Source organism: Terrabacter sp. 01T434 (genome assembly GCF_056398545.1).
This window is the reverse complement of the sequence record NZ_JBFTPP010000004.1, coordinates 112,983-126,754: the sequence shown is the minus strand read 5'-3', so window position 1 is coordinate 126,754 and position 13,772 is coordinate 112,983. Positions and strand designations below refer to the sequence as shown.

14 protein-coding genes and 1 riboswitch are annotated in these 13,772 nt (G+C 71.0%); of the genes, 10 read left to right on the top strand and 4 right to left on the bottom strand.

All coding sequences use genetic code 11. The features are described 5' to 3' along the window. Positions 1-39 precede the first annotated feature (39 nt). The gene (locus tag AC1DIW_RS10170; RefSeq protein ID WP_478107921.1) at positions 40-1,206 is read right to left on the bottom strand and encodes a glycerate kinase family protein; all 1,167 of its coding nucleotides are present in this window, start codon (positions 1,204-1,206) and stop codon (positions 40-42) included. Between the two features lie 71 nt (positions 1,207-1,277). Here AC1DIW_RS10170 and nadA point away from each other — a divergent pair, with 71 nt between their 5' ends. Both nadA and AC1DIW_RS10160 read left to right on the top strand, forming a co-directional pair. Beyond that, on the top strand, positions 1,278-2,480 hold the full coding sequence (nadA, locus tag AC1DIW_RS10165; protein WP_442278300.1) for a quinolinate synthase NadA: 1,203 nt from the start codon (positions 1,278-1,280) through the stop codon (positions 2,478-2,480). 4 nt (positions 2,481-2,484) lie between these two features. Continuing rightward, a complete protein-coding gene (locus AC1DIW_RS10160; protein ID WP_478107919.1) occupies positions 2,485-3,309 on the top strand; it encodes a metallophosphoesterase family protein in 825 nt (274 codons plus the stop codon). Positions 3,310-3,339: 30 nt separating this feature from the next. Here AC1DIW_RS10160 and AC1DIW_RS10155 read toward each other — a convergent pair whose 3' ends face one another. Next, positions 3,340-4,707: a M20/M25/M40 family metallo-hydrolase gene (locus tag AC1DIW_RS10155; protein WP_478107918.1), complete on the bottom strand. Its 1,368-nt coding sequence runs from the start codon at positions 4,705-4,707 to the stop codon at positions 3,340-3,342. Between the two features lie 51 nt (positions 4,708-4,758). Between AC1DIW_RS10155 and AC1DIW_RS10150 the strand changes: the two genes are divergently transcribed. The 7 genes from AC1DIW_RS10150 (at position 4,759) to AC1DIW_RS10120 (ending at position 11,113) form a co-directional block, all read left to right on the top strand. Next, the gene (locus tag AC1DIW_RS10150; RefSeq protein WP_478107916.1) at positions 4,759-5,568 is read left to right on the top strand and encodes a methyltransferase; all 810 of its coding nucleotides are present in this window, start codon (positions 4,759-4,761) and stop codon (positions 5,566-5,568) included. A 63-nt stretch (positions 5,569-5,631) separates the two neighbouring features. Continuing rightward, positions 5,632-6,192, top strand: coding sequence for a protein-L-isoaspartate O-methyltransferase family protein (locus AC1DIW_RS10145; RefSeq protein ID WP_478107915.1), 561 nt, complete (start codon positions 5,632-5,634; stop codon positions 6,190-6,192). A gap of 288 nt (positions 6,193-6,480) precedes the next feature. Next, the gene (locus AC1DIW_RS10140; RefSeq protein WP_478107913.1) at positions 6,481-7,488 is read left to right on the top strand and encodes an ABC transporter ATP-binding protein; all 1,008 of its coding nucleotides are present in this window, start codon (positions 6,481-6,483) and stop codon (positions 7,486-7,488) included. Further along, positions 7,485-8,306, top strand: coding sequence for an ABC transporter permease (locus AC1DIW_RS10135; RefSeq protein ID WP_478107911.1), 822 nt, complete (start codon positions 7,485-7,487; stop codon positions 8,304-8,306). Before AC1DIW_RS10140 ends, AC1DIW_RS10135 begins: the two co-directional genes overlap by 4 nt. 58 nt (positions 8,307-8,364) lie before the next feature. Next, the gene (locus AC1DIW_RS10130; protein ID WP_478107909.1) at positions 8,365-9,804 is read left to right on the top strand and encodes an ABC transporter permease subunit; all 1,440 of its coding nucleotides are present in this window, start codon (positions 8,365-8,367) and stop codon (positions 9,802-9,804) included. Positions 9,805-9,911: 107 nt separating this feature from the next. Then, positions 9,912-10,484, top strand: coding sequence for a plastocyanin/azurin family copper-binding protein (locus AC1DIW_RS10125; protein WP_478107907.1), 573 nt, complete (start codon positions 9,912-9,914; stop codon positions 10,482-10,484). 50 nt (positions 10,485-10,534) lie between these two features. Beyond that, complete coding sequence (locus AC1DIW_RS10120; RefSeq protein WP_442278309.1) at positions 10,535-11,113, top strand: DUF3043 domain-containing protein; 579 nt, start codon at positions 10,535-10,537, stop codon at positions 11,111-11,113. A 37-nt stretch (positions 11,114-11,150) separates the two neighbouring features. Here the strand turns inward: AC1DIW_RS10120 and AC1DIW_RS10115 are convergent, their stop codons facing one another. Continuing rightward, positions 11,151-12,524, bottom strand: a complete 1,374-nt coding sequence (locus AC1DIW_RS10115) for a serine hydrolase domain-containing protein (protein ID WP_478107905.1) — start codon at positions 12,522-12,524, stop codon at positions 11,151-11,153. Next, positions 12,521-12,736 carry a hypothetical protein gene (locus tag AC1DIW_RS10110; protein ID WP_442278311.1) on the bottom strand — a complete coding sequence of 72 codons (216 nt, stop codon included), beginning with the start codon at positions 12,734-12,736 and terminating at the stop codon, positions 12,521-12,523. The genes AC1DIW_RS10115 and AC1DIW_RS10110 overlap by 4 nt, the downstream gene beginning before the upstream one ends. Before the next feature lie 34 nt (positions 12,737-12,770). Continuing rightward, positions 12,771-12,917, top strand: a riboswitch (cobalamin riboswitch). 93 nt (positions 12,918-13,010) lie between these two features. Between AC1DIW_RS10110 and AC1DIW_RS10105 the strand changes: the two genes are divergently transcribed. Then, complete coding sequence (locus tag AC1DIW_RS10105; protein WP_478107903.1) at positions 13,011-13,763, top strand: SCO2322 family protein; 753 nt, start codon at positions 13,011-13,013, stop codon at positions 13,761-13,763. The last annotated feature ends 9 nt before the right edge of the window (positions 13,764-13,772 follow it).

Genomic DNA, 13,772 nt, shown 5'->3' with positions numbered 1-13,772 from the left:
GCGTCCGCCTGAACGGTGCATCCGGCCCCGGTGGGTGGGTCAGGACGCGGTCGGGGACCACGTCCGCGCCACCCGGGCCGTGCGGTCGGCGAGGCGCGCAGCCGGCTCGGCCAGCGAGGCGGCGACCTGGTCGGGCCGCTCCGCAACGGCATACACCCCCGAGAGGCCTGCCGTCATCGCCTCCCGCCGCCCGACCAGGGACCGGCCCGGCACCGCGATGACGGGAACACCGACGCGGGCGGCCGCCTCGGCGACCCCCACGACGACCTTGCCGCGCAGGGACTGCCAGTCGAACGATCCCTCCCCGGTGACCACGAGGTCGGCGGAGGCCACGAGGTCGACGAAACCGACCGCGTCGAGCACGGCCTCGACGCCCGACACCCGGCGGGCCCCGAGCAGGTGCAGGGCATAGCCGAGACCGCCGGCGGCGCCGGCCCCGGGCTCGCGCTCGGGTTTGAGGAGGGCACCCGTGAGCAGGTCCCGGGCAGGCGGGCGTACGCGGGCCACGACGCTCGCGAAGTGACCCAGCGCGTTCTCCAGCCGCTGCGCGTCCTCCTCCGAGGCCCCCTTCTGGGGGCCGAAGACGGCGCTGGCGCCCTTGAGCCCCAGCAAGGGCGAGTCGACGTCGCTCGCGATGACGAGGTCGACGCCCCGGAGCCGGTCGCGGGCGGCATCGAGGCCGGCGACGTCGTCCGGGGTCGTCGCTCCCAGCGCCAGTCCACCTCGGCCGAGTCGCGCCGTCGGCCCCACACCGAGGGCGGCGAGCAGGCCCGCCCCGGCGTCGTTGGTGCCGGAGCCGCCGAGACCGATGACGACGCGCCGGGCACCGGCGTCGAGCGCCGCAAGGACGAGGGTGCCGACACCCGTCGTCGTCGTCCGCGTGGGGTCGCGCTCGTCGGGGGCGAGCAGGTGCAGCCCGGCCGCCTGGGCCGACTCCACGTATGCCGTGCGCCCGCCTGCCCCGGTCGTGAGCAGGATCGTGCCCGGCACCTCACGCCCCAGCGGGTCGGTGGTCACCACGGCGTGCACCTCGCCGTCGAGGTTCTCGGCGAGGACGTCGACGAAGCCGGGGCCGCCGTCCGATAGTGGAAGGCAGGTGAGGCGGTCGCCCGGAGCCGTCCGGCCCCAGCCCGCGGCCATCGCGGCCGCGGCCTGGGAGGCGGTGAGGGTGCCGGTGTAGCAGTCGGGGGCGATGATCACGTGCACGTCCGGAATCCTGCCACTGCCACGGCCGGCCGGTGGCGCTCGGAGCGCGGCGACCGGCATACGATCTGGGCATGACGACGGCACCTGCACCACTCCCCCTGCTGGTCCTGGGGACGGGCACCGACCTGCACACCGAGCGCGGCGTCGAGTGCCCGGGCGACCTGCCGGCGCCGTCCGACCCCGGTCTCGTCGAGCGCGCCCGCGCCGCCAAGGCCGCGCTCGGGGACCGCGTCTTCGTCCTGGGGCACCACTACCAGCGCGACGAGGTCATCGAGTTCGCCGACGTGACGGGCGACTCGTTCAAGCTCGCTCGCGACGCCGCAGCCCGGCCCGACGCGCCGCACATCGTCTTCTGCGGAGTGCACTTCATGGCGGAGTCCGCCGACATCCTGACGAGCGACGAGCAGACCGTCATCCTGCCCGACCTCGCCGCGGGCTGCTCGATGGCCGACATGGCGGCGATCGCGCAGGTCGAGGACTGCTGGGACCAGCTGACCGCCGCCGGCGTCGCCGACCGGACGATCCCGGTCACCTACATGAACTCCTCCGCCGCGATCAAGGCCTTCACCGGCCGGCACGGCGGCACCATCTGCACGAGCTCCAACGCCCGCACCGCCCTCGACTGGGCCTTCGACCAGGTCGGCGGACTCGGCCTGGACGGCGGCGGCACCGGCAAGGTGCTCTTCCTGCCCGACCAGCACCTCGGCCGCAACACCGCCGTGCGCGAGCTCGGCCTCTCCCTCGACGACTGCGTCGTCTGGGACCCGCACCGCCCGAACGGCGGCCTGACGCAGGCGCAGCTCGAGAACGCGCGGATGATCCTCTGGCGCGGGCACTGCTCCGTGCACGGCCGCTTCTCGGTCGACGCCGTCGAGGCCGCGCGCCGAGAGATCCCGGGTGTCAAGGTCATCGTGCACCCGGAGTGCCAGTACGACGTCGTCGAGCTGGCAGACGAGGTGGGGTCGACGGAGAAGATCATCCAGACGATCGCCGCGGCCCCGGCCGGCACGTCGTGGGTCGTCGGCACCGAGCTCAACCTCGTGCGCCGACTTGCCGAGCAGTTCCCCGAGCAGCGGATCGCCTTCCTGGAGAAGAACGTCTGCTACTGCTCGACGATGAACCGGATCGACCTGCCGCACCTGGTGTGGGCGCTCGAGTCGCTCGTCGAGGGGCGTGTCGTCAACCCGATCCGCGTCGACCCGACCGTTGCTGCCGAGGCCCGCGCCGCGCTCGACCGGATGCTCGCCCTACCCGGCAAGACCCACAAGGACTGAGCCCGTGGCGCTGCCGCTCGACCGCATCGCCGTCATCTCCGACGTCCACGGCAACGTCACGGCCCTCGAGGCGGTCCTCGCCGACATCGAGGCGCGCGGCATCACCCGGGTGCTCAACCTCGGCGACGTCGTCGGCAAGGGCCCCCGTGGCGCCGAGGCGATCAAGCGCACCCGTGACACGTGCGAGGTCACGGTCCGTGGGAACTGGGACTCACTGATCGGCGACTGGGAGGGCTTCGTCGCACGCGGCGACGTGCCGCGCTTCGAAGGCGGCCAGTGGACCCGCGACGAGCTCACCGACGAGGACGCCGCCTGGCTCGTGTCGCTGCCCAACGCGTACGACCTCGTCATGAGCGGCAAGCGCATCCGCCTGTTCCACGCGTCGCAGACGAGCGAGTTCGTGCGGGTGCGCTGGCAGCACACGATGGACGAGTTCCGCGGCATGTTCACCAACTCCGACTTCACCGGTCCCTGGGCCCCGGCCCTGCCCGGTCACCCGTCCGACGCGTGGCCCGAGAGCACGACACCCGACGTCGTCGGCTACGGCGACATCCACGGCGCCTACCTCGAAGCCGACGAAGGGCTGCTGCTCTTCAACGCCGGAGCCGTCGGCAACCACCTCGACGGACCCACCGCGCCCTACTGCATCCTCGAGGGCGTGAGCGACTCCCTTGTGCCGCAGAGCTTCTCGGTCAACTTCGTCCGCGTGCCCTACGACATCGAGGCCGAGGTCGCCGCGGCCCACGACCTCGGGATGCCCGACGTCGACGCGTACGCCCTCGAGCTGCGCGAGCAGCGCTACCGCGGCGCCGGCAAGCCCGCCTCCTGACGAGGCGGGCCGGGCCGGTGGCGACGCGCGTCAGCCTCTGGGCAGCGCTCCCAGGCGGGCGAGGAAGACCGCCTCGGCCACACAGACCTTCTCGAACTCCGCGAGATGCAGCGACTCGTTGGCGCCGTGCGCACGCGTGTCAGGGTCCTCGACGCCCGTGACGATGATCGACGCGTTCGGGAACCGCGCCGAGAAGTCGGAGATGAACGGGATCGAGCCACCGACGCCCATGTCGACCGGTTCGGCGCCCCACGCGTCGGCGAACGACGCACGCGCCTGGTCGTAGACGGGGCCGTCGGCGTCGGCCGCGAAGCCGGACCCGTGCTCCTCGAGCTCGACGGTGAGGCGCGCCCCCCACGGGGCGTGGGCCTCGAGGTGCTCACGCACCCGGTCGAAGGCCACGAGCGGGTCCTGGGTCGGTGCGAGACGGACCGAGATCTTGGCGGCAGCCTTGGCGGACAAGGTGTTCGACGCCTTGTCGATCGGCGTCGCGTCGATGCCGATGGTCGTGATCGAGGGCTTGTTCCACAGTCGGCTGAGGATCGACCCGGACCCGATGAGCGAGACGCCGTCGAGCAGGCCTGACTCGGCGCGGAAGCGCTTCTCGTCGTAGTCGATGTCGGCGGCCTCGCCCGCGTCGAGGCCCGCCACGGCCACATTGCCGTCGGCGTCGTGGAGCGAGGAGAGCAGGCGCACGAGCGCGGTCACGGCGTCCGGGGCTGCACCGCCGAACATGCCGGAGTGCACGGAGTGATCGAGGGTCTGGACGTTCACGACGACGCGGATGCCGCCGCGAAGTGTCGTCGTGAGGGCAGGCGTCCCGATGTCCCAGTTGCCGGAGTCGGCGATGACGATGGCGTCGGCGGCCAGCCGGTCGCCATGCTTCTCGAGGATGGTCCCGAGCGACGGCGAGCCGGACTCCTCCTCCCCTTCGACGAAGACGGTGACGCCGACCGGCAGGTTGCCGGCGTGCGCACGGAGCGCAGCGACGTGCGCCATGACTCCCGCCTTGTCGTCGGCGGCACCACGTCCGTAGAGGCGCCCACCTCGCTCCTCGGGCTCGAAGGGCGAGCTGTCCCAGTCGGTTTCGTCGCCGGGTGGCTGCACGTCGTGGTGCGCGTAGAGCGTCACCGTCGGAGTGCCCTCGGGACCTGCGAGGTGGCCGATGACGGCTGGCCGGCCGCCCTCGACGACGACCTCGACCTCGAGGCCCTCGCGGCGGAGCAGCTCGGCCACGGCGTCGGCGCTGCGGGCCACCTGGCTCTGGTCGAAGGACGAGGCCGAGACGCTCGGGATGCGCACGAGGTCCTCGAGGTCGGCCCGGACCTGCGGCATGAGGTCGGCCACGCGGTCGCGGATCTGCTGGATCTGGTCAGGGGTGAGGGCGTCGTCAGTCACGAGCCCGACCCTACCCACGCACTGTCGTCCTCCGTGGGTAGGTTCGGTGGGATGGGAGACAACACCTTCGTCGCCGGGCAGGGGCCCTGGCTCGAGCGGCTCGGCAACCTGCGCAACGTCGTGCGCCAGGAGATGGTCACCCGCCAGCTGGCCACGCACCTGCCGAGTGGACGGCTTCGCGTCCTCGACGTCGGCGCGGGCCAGGGCACGCAGGCGCTCAGGCTGGCCCGCCTCGGCCACTCGATCACGGCCGTCGAGCCCGACGAGCGCATGCGCGCCGCGTTCGCGGAGGCTGCCACCGGTCTGACGCCGGCCGAGGCTCGACGCGTGAACCTCGTGGCCACCGACCTCGACGGTCTGGCCGGCGTCGCGGGGCCGACGGCATACGACGTCGTCATGTGTCACGGCGTGCTGATGTATCTCCCTGACAGCCGGAGCGCGGTGGACGCCCTCGCTCGTCGTGCGGCGCCGGCCGGCATCGTGTCGATCGTGGCCCGGAACGGTGACGCCATGGCGTGGCGGCCGGCGCGGCGTCACGCCTGGGCGGCCGCCCTGGCGATGCTCGACGAGGTGCAGCTCGCGGGCGATGAGGGCCGAGATCCCCGCTACCACAACGAGATCGGCGTCGACGCCCGTGCCGACACCCTCGCCTCGCTCACGCGGGACTGCGAGGCTGCGGGCCTCGAGATCTTCGCGTGGTACGGCATCCGCGTCGCCAGCGACGACGTCCCTGTCGACGAGCCGGCACCGGAGCGCGCCGAGCTGGACGTCCTGCTGGAGGTCGAGCAACGGCTCGGCATGACCGACCCGTACCGCGCGCTCGGCACCCTCCTGCACGTCATCGCCCGCCGCACTCCCTGAGGACGACTCCCCGGGCTGGCGCGTGACACTGACGTCGGGACCGTCGCGTGCTTGGCTGGAGACATGGACGACGCGGTGCGCGCGGCCCTCGCCGCAGTGCCTCGTGCGGGGTTCCTCCCCCGCACCGAGCGCTGGCGTGCGGACTTCGACGGCCCGATCCCCATCGGCCACGGCCAGACCAACTCCCAACCACGTACCGTCGCAACCATGCTCACTCTGCTCGACGTCCGGCCGGGCCAGCGCGTGCTCGACGTCGGCTCCGGATCTGGATGGACGACGGCCCTGCTCGGTCATCTCGTCGGCCCGACGGGCACGGTGCTAGGGATCGAGCTGGAGCCCGAGCTCGCCGCCTGGGGCGCCGAGAACCTCTCCCGCGCCGGTGCACCCCATGCCTCGATCCGCGTCGCCGAGCGGGGCGTCCTCGGCGCGCCCGCAGAGGGGCCGTGGGACCGGATCCTCGTCTCGGCCAACGCCAAGACGCTGCCGCAGACCCTCGTCGACCAGCTGACCCCCGAGGGGGTCATGGTGATCCCGGTGCGCGGGCGGATGACCCGCGTGGTCCTCGAGGCCGGTGCGGCTCGGACAACCCAGCACGGGCCGTACCTGTTCGTCCCGCTGCGGTGACGGCCGGCAACGGCCAGTGAGTTCTCGCGGTGCTCGCCGACGTGGGCCGAGCTGCCCAAACCGGGGTGAACGTGACTCTGCGCCTTCTGGATTCGTCGGCGCATCCACAGGAATACCCTGATTCTCAGGTGAATCTCAGGTGCCGACTACAGGGGTTGGTTGTATGAGCGTCGTCGTGGCCTCAGCCCCGAGGTGTGTGCTTGTGGATGGCCGCGCTACAGACGGCCCGTCGCAGGCACTCGATCGACGACGCCCAGCCGCAGTGCACACCGACAGGAGGTCGGCAGGATGAACCACGTCCCGGACTCGCGAGCGATGGGCCAGGCCGAGATACTTGCGGCCGAGGATCTGCGAAAGACCTACGGAGACAGAGTGGCCCTGAAGGGCCTCACCTTCTCACTCAACGCCGGCAGGGTCCTCGGGTTCCTGGGTCCCAACGGCGCCGGCAAGACCACCTCGATCCGGATCCTCACCACGATCCTCCGGCCGTCATCCGGTCGCTTCGTCGTCGACGGCATCAGCTCGGAGCATCCGGTGGCGATCCGTCGCCGAATCGGCGTCCTGCCCGAAGGGCTGGGATTCCCCAAGCAGATGACAGCGCACGGGTACCTGACCTACTTCGCACAGCTCTACGGCCGGCCGGCCGTCGGGGCCCGACGCATCGCCTCGAACCTGCTCGAGGACGTGGGCCTGCAGAACCGGGCGGACTCGAGCATCGGCTCCTTCAGCCACGGCATGCGGCAGCGGCTCGGCATCGCACGGGCACTCGTCAACGACCCGGCCGTCGTCTTCCTCGACGAACCGACCCTGGGGCTGGACCCGCGTGGTCAGCGGGAGCTGCTGAGGCTGGTGCAGAGGATTGCCAGGGAGCGGAACAAGGGGGTCGTGCTCAGCAGCCACCTCCTGTCGGAGATCGAGGGTGTCTGCGACGACGTCGTGATCATGAACGCCGGGGTCGTCGTCGCCAAGGGCACCGTTGCCGAGGTCGTCGGGCAGTCCCATCCGGAGCTCGACCACGTCGTGCGACTCCGTGTCCCGCCCGCGTCGCTCGCCAACGCCCAGGCGCTCCTGGCGGTGCTACCCGGCGTCGAGAGCGCAGTGCTCGCCGAGGAGTCGCCCGGGTGGCTGGACGTGAAGCTCCATGCCTCCAACGGGTCCGATCCGACGGAGTCGCAGGTCAGGAACGACCTTCTCGAGACGCTCATCCGCGCGGACGTGCCCATCCTGGGCTTCGACACCGGTGGGGGGCGGCTGGAGGACGTGTTCCTCCGGCTGACCGCAGAGGCGATCCGATGAGCCAGGACCTCCGCCGTCCCGGCAGCGGGAGCGTGGCCCCGCCGGGTCGGAGCAGCCCTCCGTGGTGGCTGATCTTCAAGCAGGAGTCCTCGGAGATGTGGGCGAGTGGACGCGTCCTCAGATTCCTCACGCTCTACGCGATCCTGATGTCGGTCACGGCCTATCTGCTGGCCACGAACAACGACCTGAAGCTGGTCACCATGAAGGCGTCGGTCGTGGTTGCAGTCACGTCGACCATCACCTTCGGACTGTTCATCGGTCTCGTCATCGGCGCGGAGAGCATCAGTGGCGAGCGGGAACGGGCCACGCTGGAACCGCTGCTCCTCACGCCGACGGGCCACCGGCAGATCGTGCTGGGCAAGTTCCTCGCAGCGCTCTCCGCCTGGCCGGCAGCGTTCCTCCTGTCGGTGCCCTACGTGGCGACCCTGTCGCACGGCGACCCTGTGGTGTGGACCGCCCTCTTCTGGGGCGGGTTGCTGGGCAGCCTGCTGGCCGTCGCGTTCGTGGGGTTCGGCATGCTCGTGAGCATCTGGTCCGACTCCAGCAGGATCAGCCTCTTCGTGTGCCTGCTCGTGTATGCCGGCCTGCTCATCCCCGCACAGCTCCCCACGGAGTTCCTCAACTCATCCGGTGGCGTTCTCGTGTCGGCCATCGATCCCCTGGAGTCCGCGAGCCAGCTGCTGACCAAGGTGGTCGACGAGGGCAGGTCGCTCGGCGAGGCATGGGTCTACTTCGTCGCCCCGGCCGTGATGACCGCCCTCATCACCGGGGTGCTCTTCCTCTACTCTGCGCCGCGCGTGCGTCTCGCGGCGGAGTGACACGGCCGGCGTCTCGGTCGACGAACACGCATCAGGGACCAGCCAGAGAGGCATTGTCATGAGCGTCGCACAGCAGCAGCGCAGTGAGCGGGTCGAGGTGGCGGAGCGCCACGGGGTCTCCGCGCCGGTGTGGTGGTTGGTGTTCAGACGGGAGTTCATCGACCTGTGGACCGGTGGGCGGGTGCTGCTGCTGCTGATCCTCTTCAGTCTCGTGATGTCCGTGACCTCGGCCCTTCGAGAGCTGGAGAGCAGCCTGAGCCTGATCCCGCCGGTGGAGATGGCGTTCCTGACGATCCTCAGCGGCATCTCCTTCGGGCTCTTCGTCGGGATGGTCATCGGGGCGGACAGCATCAGCGGTGAACGGGAGCGCGCGACCCTGGAGCCGCTGCTGCTGACTCCGGCGAAACCGCGACAGATCGTGTTCGGGAAGTTCCTCGCCGCCATGTCCCCGTGGCCGGTGACGTTCCTGCTGACGATCCCGTACGTCGTCGTCCTCGCACACGGGGACAACGTCGTGCAGGAGGGGCTGCTCCTCGGGGCCCTGCTCGGTGGCCTCCTCGCCATCGCGTTCACGGGATTCGGGATGCTCGTCAGCATCTGGGCCAAGTCGAACCGGGCCAGCCTGTTTGCCAGCCTGGTCGTCTACCTGGTCTTCCTCATCCCGACCCAGTGGCCCGGCAGCGCCCAGAAGGGTGACCTGGGCTACCTCATCCAGCAGTTCAACCCCCTCCAGGCCTCGAGCGAGTTCCTGGAGAAGGTGCTCGTCAACAACCGGACCGTCGCGGAGAAGATGCCCTACATGCTGGCCGCGATCTTCGCCGCCGTCGGCGTGGTGGCCGTGCTCTTCCTGTATGCCGCGCCCCGGCTTCGCCTGGACCGTGACGCCTCACGGTCCAGGCTCCCGAGACCGGGGCGGGTGGCGAGCGTCCTTCTCGTCGCCGGTGCCACGCTGGCCCTGGTGGCGACGCCGGCAACGCGGGCACAGGCGGCGGTGGCCACGGCTCCCGTGCATGGGCTGCAGATCTCGGTCGACCTGGAATACAAGACGGTCAGTGCGGGCGACGAGGTGGAGTTCACCACGGTCGTGACGAACGCGGGTGCGGCAGCGTCACCGCCGATGAACGTCGCGATGAACATCGTGAAGACCGGGAAGGGTGAGCCGGTCGACCCTGAGGACTGGTCACCGGAGCGGACCCAGCAGGTCGCCTCACTGGCTCCGGGTGAGACCAGTGAGCTGACGTGGACGGTCGAGGCGATTCTCGAGGGCGACTACATGGTGTACATGACCGTCCTTCCCCAGCCCACCGGCCCGAACGCGACCTCGCAACCCGTCTCCAGCTCTGGCATCCACCTGACCGTGAAGTCCTTCGCCAAGAGCAACCCGGGGGGCGTGCTCCCCGTGGCGATCGGCACACCGGTCGCCCTGATGGCGATTGCCCTCGTCCCGATCGTGCGCCGCCGACGGGCCAAGGACCAGGCGCCTCAGGACGAGAGCTGACTCCGCTGACGTGCGCAGGCCGCTGTTTCCATCGGCCCTTCCAAGGAGAGGAAGCCCAGATGCCCACTGCAAGCTGTTCGAGTCTGACGCGACGACGACTTCAACTGATGACGGGCATCGCGGCCTGCAGCGTCCTGCTGACGGCCTGCAGCGGAGCCGCGGACCCGGCGGCAGCGCCCTCCGCGGCCTCGACGGGCGGGACCGCGACAGTCGCGTCCTCGATGACGTCGACCCGTCCGGACCCGGACGAGGTCGGCACGGCGACGCAGGACCCGGGTGCCACCAAGCCGGTCACCGCAGGCACGGTCACGGTGGAGGTCGGCTCTGCGAGCGGAGCCAAGGAGTTCCACTACGACAAGGTGACGCTCGCAGAGCCTGCGGGCTCCAAGATCAAGCTGAAGTTCGTCAACCACACGGACTCCAAGGACGAGGTCGGCCACAACTGGGTGCTGGTCAAGCCCGGCCAGGAGGCCGAGGTGATCGCCAGCAGCAAGGCGGCCGGTGACGACAAGGACTGGTTGAACGTCGACGACCCGGCCATCGTCGCGCACACCCGACTCATCGAGGGCGGGCAGAGCAACACGATCACCTTCACCGCCGCACCGGGCACCTACACGTACCTGTGCACCTTCCCGGGACACTATGCGGCGGGCGAGAAGGGCACGCTCGTCATCAAGTAGCCCTCGGGCGCGATGCAGGGCTCGGGCCGGGTTCGGCTTAGAGTGTCTTCGTGTTCGGACGCAAGAAGACCCTCAACGACGAGCTCGCCCCGACGACGACGGACGAGTCGGCGCGCCCCGGTGCGAAGAACCGCCCCACCCCGAAGCGGCGCGAGCAGGAGGCCCTCAACAAGCGTCCGCTCATCGTCACCGACCGCAAGGCGGCCGGCGCCCAGGACAAGGCGGCCCGCCGTGAGGCGATGGCCAAGCAGCGGGCCGGCATGGCGACCGGGGACGAGAGGTACCTCCCGGTCCGCGACAAGGGTCCCCGCCGCCGCTTCATCCGCGACACGGTCGACGCCCGCTGGAACATCGGCGAGTTCATGCTTCCGATCATGCTCATCGTGCTGCTGCTCAGTTTCGTCCGCACGAACTGGGCCCTGCTGCTCGTCTTCGTGCTCGTCTACGGCCTGATCCTCGTGGCCATCGTCGACGCCCTGCTGATGTGGCGCCGCACGCGTCGCAAGGTCGAGGACAAGTTCGGCGGGGCCCAGAAGGGTGACGCGTGGTACGCCATCATGCGCGCCTTCCAGATGCGCCGCACCCGCATGCCGAAGCCGCAGGTCGGCCGCGGCGAGCACCCGGCCTGAGCCACACCCCTGCCCGGTCCCGCGGTCTCCCAGACCGTCAGTGCTGCAGCTCGGCGAACGCGAGCGGCGCCCGCGTGACGGCATACGTCGCGAAGTAGAGCTTGTCGACCGACCCGTCCGTCGCGCGCACGACCTCGAGGAGCTCCCCGCGCTCCCGGCCCGCGGCCGCCCGGAAGCGGTCCGTGCCTTCAGCGGCATACCGCGTCTCGGAGAGCGGCTCGTCGTCGGCGAGCCGCGACCACAGCGCGCCGTCCCGGACGAAGAACGTGATCGGCGACCCCTCGGACCACCACAGGCCGAGCAGCTCGGTGAGGCCCGGCTGCTCGGTCTCGGGTGTCCACGGGGCGGGCAGGGACGGCTCGGCGTCGACCACGGCCTCGACGAGGTCGGTGGCAAGGGCGAGCGTCAGCGCCCCGGACGTGGCGTTGGCGAAGACGACGGCGCCGACGCCGTCCGTACGACGCACCCGCAGGCCCGTCAGGAAGCCCGGCATCGCGCCGCCGTGCCCGATGTAGACCCGGTCACCGCGGCGGCCCATGCCGAAGCCGAGCCCGTAGGCGCCGCTCCAGCTGTCGACGTCGGTCATGATGATGGGCCGGCACATCTCCTCGACGGTCTCGGGCCGGACGACGCGGGCATCGGGGCGTGCCACGTAGGCGGCGTAGCGCGCCAGGTCGGCCACCGTCGACCACAGCCCGCCGACCGGGGCCGTCGCGCCGAGGCTGAAGAGTGGTTCCTCGCTCGCGGTCCCGGCGTAGGGGTCGACCTGGTAGCCCACGGCGCGGTCGTCGGCGGGTGCCAGCCCGGTGCGCGTCATCCCGAGCGGGTCCAGGACGCGCTCGCGGACGACCCGCTCCCAGTCCTGGCCGGTCACACGCTCGACGACCTGGCCGAGCAGGGCGTAGGCGAGGTTCGAGTAGTGGAAGACGTGGTGGGCCGGGAGCACCTGCTCGGCGTCCTCGACACCGGCGAGGAACTCCTCGCGCTCAGGTGCCACCAAGGTCTCCCAGATGTTGCCGACGGGCTCGCGCTGGAGGCCAGAGGCGTGGGCGAGCATCTGTCGCAACGGAACTCGCGCATGCTTGGTGGCCGGGAGGTACGTCTCGAGCGTGTCGTCGAGCGAGAGCAGTCCTTCGTCACGCAGCGACATGACCGCGAGCGCCGTGAACGTCTTCGTCACCGAGCCGATCATGAACTGGGTGTCGTCGGTCGCCGGCGTGGCGTCGACTCCGAGGCGGGCCGAGCCGACGTGCGCCGACCAGGCGAGGTGTCCGTCGCGCACGACGCCGACGCTGACCCCGGGCGAGCGCCACGACCGTTGGGCCGTGACGACCCGGGCCAGCAGGTCCTGCTCGAGCCCGGGCGACAGGACCGGGTCGGACGAGCCGCGACCGCCCGAGGGCGCGCTCACTCCGCCGCCCGCAGGCTCATCGGGCCGTAGACGACGGCGTCGTGCTCGCGCAGCGTGACCGCCTCGACGCCCGCGTCGAGCAGCTCGCGCCACGACTCGCCGAGGTAGCTCTCGGCGTCGCTCTGGGTGGGGAAGCCGGTCGTGGCCAGGCCCTCCCCCTCCATCGGGTTGCCGTGGGCGTCGAGGAACAGCCAGGACCAGTCAGCGCTCATGCCGACACCCTAGACGGCGGCCCGTTTGACGGGCGGCAACCCCGCGTGCGACGGTTCGCCTACCGAAGGACGATGGGGCAAGCCGGTGTGACTCCGGCGCTGACCCGCAACCGTGACACCACCTCCGCCGCCAGCCGGCGTGGGTGACCAGTCGGAAAACCCGCGTCCTCCCGGCTCCTTTTGTCAGTCTGTCGTGGAATGCGGACCGGAGTCACCCCGCCGGGCCGGCTCCAGCCAGCGACCCGACATGGTGTCCCACCGCGAGGAGGAAACCATGTCCCACGTTCGTCGCTCCCCCAGTCGCGCACCCGTTCGGGTCGTGCTCGCCGCCGTCGTCGCGGCCTGCCTGTCCGCCCTGACCCTCGCCCCGGCTCACGCCGCTGCCTACCGCTACTGGGGCTTCTACCAGCTCACCGGCGGCACCTGGGCCTACGCGCAGAAGGGCCCGGACCAGACGGTCCCCAAGGACGGCGCCGTCGACGGCTGGCGTTTCGCCGTCGCGGATGAGTCGTCCACCCGCTACCCCCGCGCCGTCCTCACCTTCGACCAGGTCTGCGGATCGACCCCTGCCGAGGCCGGCAAGAAGCGCGTCGGTCTCGTCGTCGACTTCGGGCGCCCGGCGGATTCCGCCGACGGCGCGACCCCGCCCGAGCCGAAGGCCCTGTGTGCCGTCGTCGCCACGGACGCCACGAGCGCGGCCGTGCTGGCCACGGCCGGTGACGTCCGCACCGAGAAGGGACTGGTCTGCGGCGTCGCCGGCTACCCGACGAGCGACTGCGGCGGCGCCGTCAAGGAGGTCAGCCCGGAGGCGAAGGCCGCCGACCAGCCGGTGACCGTCGCCGCGCCGACAGCCACCCCCTCCGCGTCCGCGACGACCCCGGCCACGGGGACCGACGTCGCCGCAGCGCAGACCTCGGGCACGTCGGGTGGCAGCGTGGCGGCATACGTCATCGCGGGCCTCGTCCTGCTCGCCCTCATCGCCTACCTGCTCGTGCGCTCGCGTTCGCGCGCCCGGCAGGACGGCTGAGGAGCCCCG